A 4341-nucleotide genomic window follows, 5' to 3' on the forward strand; every position below is an offset into this window, starting at 1 on the left:
GCCCCACCACCAGGCCCCCGGCGCCCGCACGACCGCGCGCGTCACACACCCGCCGAATCCGCTCCACACACGGCCGGAACGCCCCTGGCGGCGCCGGCCGCCCACCTCTGCCACCTGGAGGGAACAGTGAAGGCTCTTGTGCTCGCGGGGGGATCCGGTACGCGACTGCGACCGATCACCCACACGTCCAGCAAGCAGCTGGTCCCGGTTGCCAACAAACCGATCCTCTTCTACGGACTGGAGTCCATCGCCGCCGCCGGCATCACCGAGGTCGGCGTCATCGTCGGCAGCACCGCCGCCGAGATCGAAGCCGCGGTCGGCGACGGCTCCGCCTTCGGCCTCGACGTCACCTACATCCCGCAGAGCGAACCCCTGGGGCTCGCCCACGCGGTCCTCATCGCCCGCCCCTTCCTCGGCGACGACGACTTCGTGATGTACCTCGGCGACAACTTCGTCCTCGACGGCATCGGCGACGTCGTCGACGAGTTCCGCAAGAACCCCTGCGACGCGCAGATCCTGCTCACCCGCGTCGGCGACCCCAGCGCCTTCGGCGTGGCCGTGACCGACGACCAGGGCAACGTCGTGGAGCTCGAGGAGAAGCCGAAGACGCCCCGCAGCGACCTCGCCGTCGCCGGCGTCTACCTCTTCAGCCCCGTCGTCCACGACGCCGTCCGCGCCATCGAGCCCTCCCCGCGCGGCGAGCTGGAGATCACCGACGCCCTCCAGTGGATGATCGACCAGCGGATGACCGTGCGCTCCACCGTCATCACCGGCTACTGGAAGGACACCGGCAACGTCACCGACATGCTGGAGGTCAACCGCACCCTCCTGGAGCGCCTCCAGCCCCGCGTCGACGGATGCGTGGACGAGGAGAGCGAGATCATCGGGCGGGTCCGGATCGAGGACGGCGCCCAGGTGCGGCGCTCCCGGATCGTCGGTCCCGCCATCATCGGCGCGGGCAGCGTCGTCACCGACTCCTACGTCGGACCGTCCACGTCGGTCGCCGAGGACTGCCGGATCAGCCACAGCGAGATCGAGTACTCCATCCTCCTGCGCGGGGCGTCCTTCGACGGTATCCGCCGGGTCGAGGCGTCCCTGGTCGGACGGGACGTCAAGGTCACCCTCGCGCCCCGGCTGCCCGCCACCCACCGCCTCGTCATCGGCGACCACGGGCAGGTCCAGATCTCCTCATGAGAGCCGTCCGCCTCCTCGTCGTCACCGCGGTCGCCGCCGAACGCGACGCCGCGGCCCGGGGGCTCTGCCCTGTCACCACCTGCCCGCCGCCCGCGACCCCGGGACGCAGCACCGTCCGCGTCACGACGGGCGGAGCCGGCCTCGGCCATCTGCCGATCCGCGCCGACCTCGTCGCCGGGGGAGTGGGCCCCGCCGCGTCGGCGGCCACCACCGCGGCCGCGCTCACCGCCGCGGCGGCCCGCGACGAGCCCTACGACCTCGTCATCTCGGCCGGCATCGCGGGCGGATTCGCCCCCGTCGCCGCCCTCGGGTCCGTCGTCGTCGCCGACCGGGTCGTCGCCGCCGACCTGGGCGCCGACTCGCCCGACGGCTTCCTGTCCGTCGACACCCTCGGCTTCGGCGTCACCGAGTACCGCAGCGCACCCCACCTCGCCGCGGCCGTCGCCCGCGGCCTCGGCGCCGTCCACGCACCCGTCCTGACCGTCTCCACCGCCACCGGCACAGCCGAACGCGCCGCCGAACTGCGCGAACGTCACCAGGCCGCCGCCGAGGCGATGGAGGGCTTCGGCGCGGCCGAGGCCGCCGCCGGCCAGGGCACGCCGTTCCTGGAGATCCGCACCGTCTCCAACGCGGTCGGCCCGCGCGACCGCTCCGCCTGGCGCATCAAGGAGGCCCTGGCGGCCCTGCGCGACGCCTTCGGCGTCCTGCACACCGTGCTCACACGGGGCGCCCCGCCGCCCTACAGCTGACGGCGGGCGACCCGCGGGGCGGCGGCTCGGCCCCCGCGGGACCGTGATCCGACACGGCGCCCGGGCGGCGTCCGGTACGGCGCTCCGGCCTGCGCGAACGGCGAAGCGCGGACGATTTCCAAGGGTTTCCCCAGACAACCCCGCCGGGAGCCGAAATCGGGTGACCGGGCGGGTCATGCTGTCCCCACCGCACGAGGAGATCACCACCGGCCGGGTCACCCGGACCCACCGGACCACCGGGCGTCCGGCCCGGAACCCGGCCCCTCCCCGCGGCACCACCCGTTCCGTCATCGAACCGAACAGCATGGGGGCAGTCCATGACGAAGGAAGCGCAGCTTCGGGACTACCTCAAGCGGGTCACCGTCGATCTCCACACCACGCGCCGCAAGCTGCGGCAGCTGGAGGCCCGCGACCAGGAGCCCATCGCCGTCGTCGGCATGAGCTGCCGGCTGCCCGGAGACGTGCGCAACCCGGACGACTTCTGGAACCTGCTGGTCTCCGGGACGGACGCGGTGACGGACTGGCCCGCCGACCGAGGCTGGCCCACCGCCCCGGCCCCCGGCTCCGAGTCCGGCTCCGGCCACCGCCGCGGCGGCTTCGTCCACGACGCGGACCGCTTCGACCCCGCCTTCTTCGGCATCTCCCCGCGCGAAGCCCTCGCCATGGACCCGCAGCAGCGCCTGCTGCTCGAAGTCGTCTGGGAGTCCCTCGAACACGCGGGCATCGACCCGGCCACCCTGCGCGGCAGCCGCTCCGGCGTCTTCGTCGGATGCAGCGACCAGGGCTACACCTCCGGCCTGACCGAGGTGCCCGACGACGTCCGCGGACACCTCCTCACCGGCAACTCCATGTCGGTCCTCTCCGGCCGGGTCGCCTACACCCTCGGCCTGGAGGGGCCCGCCGTCACCGTCGACACCGCCTGTTCCTCCTCCCTGGTCGCCCTCCACCTGGCCGCCCAGTCCCTGCGGTCCGGCGAGTGCTCCCTGGCGGTCGTCGGCGGAGTCACCGTCATGTCCAGCCCCGGCGCGTTCGGCGAGTTCGCCCGCCAGGGCGGTCTCGCCGGCGACGGCCGCTGCAAGGCGTTCTCCGACGACGCCGACGGCACCGGCTGGGCCGAGGGCGCCGGCATCCTCGTCGTGGAACGCCTGTCCGACGCCCGCCGCAACAACCACCCCGTGCTCGCGGTCGTGCGCGGCAGCGCCGTCAACCAGGACGGCGCCTCCAACGGTCTCACCGCCCCCAACGGCCTGTCCCAGCAGCGCGTCATCCTCGCCGCCCTGGCCAACGCCGGGCTCCCCGCCGCCGAGATCGACGCCGTCGAGGCGCACGGCACCGGCACCGCGCTCGGCGACCCCATCGAGGCGCAGGCGCTGCTCGCCACCTACGGCCAGGGCCGCCCCGCCGACCGGCCCCTGCTGCTCGGCTCGGCCAAGTCCAACCTCGGCCACACCCAGGCCGCCGCCGGCGTCGTCGGCGTCATCAAGTCCGTCCTCGCCCTGCGCCACGGCGTGCTGCCCCCCACCCTGCACGCCGAACGGCCCTCCACCCACGTCGACTGGGACGCCGGCCACGTCCGGCTCCTCACCGAGGCGCACGACTGGCCGGAGACCGACCACCCGCGCCGCGTCGGCGTCTCCGCCTTCGGCGTGTCCGGCACCAACGCCCACGTCATCGTCGAGCAGGCCCCGCAGCCGCCGGCCGAGGAAAGTGACGAGGCCGTCGCCCCGGAGCCGCGAGCGGCCCTCCCCGCCCTGCCGTGGGTCCTGTCCGCCCGTGACGAGGAGTCCCTGCGCGCCCAGGCCCGCCGCCTGGCCGACCACCTCGCCACCCGGCCGGAGGCCGACCCCTACGACGTGGCCGCCTCGCTCGCCACGACCCGCGCCGCCCACCCGTACCGCGCCGCCGTCGTGGGCGCCGACCGGGTCGAACTCGTCGCCTCCGTCGAGGCGTTGGCGCGGGGCGAAGCCGCCGCCGACGTCTTCACCGACACCGCCCAGGGCCCGGGCAAGGCTGCGTTCCTGTTCTCGGGGCAGGGTGCGCAGCGTGCGGGGATGGGGCGTGAGCTGTATGAGGCGTTCCCGGTGTTCGCGGAGGCCTTCGACGCGGTGTGCGCGCGCGTGGGTGCGGAGCTGAAGGACGTCGTCTTCGGTGAGGACGGTGAGCGTCTGGGGCGTACGGAGTGGACGCAGCCGGCGCTGTTCGCGGTCGAGGTGGCGTTGTTCCGGCTGCTGGAGTCGTGGGGTGTGCGCCCTGACTTCGTGGGCGGGCACTCGATCGGCGAGATCGCGGCTGCGCATGTGGCCGGTGTGCTGTCGCTGGAGGACGCCTGCACGCTGGTGACCGCGCGCGGGCGGTTGATGCAGGCCCTGCCGGAGGGCGGGGTGATGGTCGCGGTGGA

General features: G+C 74.1%; 3 protein-coding genes. All 3 read left to right on the top strand.

Translation table 11 applies throughout. From position 1 onward, the window contains the following. Positions 1-126: 126 nt before the first annotated feature. Positions 127-1194 carry a glucose-1-phosphate thymidylyltransferase gene (locus CCN29_RS31230; protein WP_086685881.1) on the top strand — a complete coding sequence of 356 codons (1068 nt, stop codon included), beginning with the start codon at positions 127-129 and terminating at the stop codon, positions 1192-1194. Then, positions 1191-1943, top strand: coding sequence for a futalosine hydrolase (locus CCN29_RS31235; RefSeq protein WP_037830944.1), 753 nt, complete (start codon positions 1191-1193; stop codon positions 1941-1943). The genes CCN29_RS31230 and CCN29_RS31235 overlap by 4 nt, the downstream gene beginning before the upstream one ends. Positions 1944-2260: 317 nt before the next feature. Continuing rightward, on the top strand, positions 2261-4341 hold a 2081-nt coding region (locus CCN29_RS31240; RefSeq protein ID WP_143661423.1), incomplete at its 3' end, for a type I polyketide synthase.

The sequence above is a fragment of the Streptomyces pseudogriseolus genome, assembly GCA_002154585.1.
Classification (GTDB): domain Bacteria; phylum Actinomycetota; class Actinomycetes; order Streptomycetales; family Streptomycetaceae; genus Streptomyces; species Streptomyces pseudogriseolus.

What these genes read in the sequence shown, in the direction of transcription:
- CCN29_RS31235 (WP_037830944.1), top strand. Translation starts at nt 1,191, where the DNA reads ATGAGAGCCGTCCGCCTCCTCGTCGTCACCGCGGTCGCCGCCGAACGC.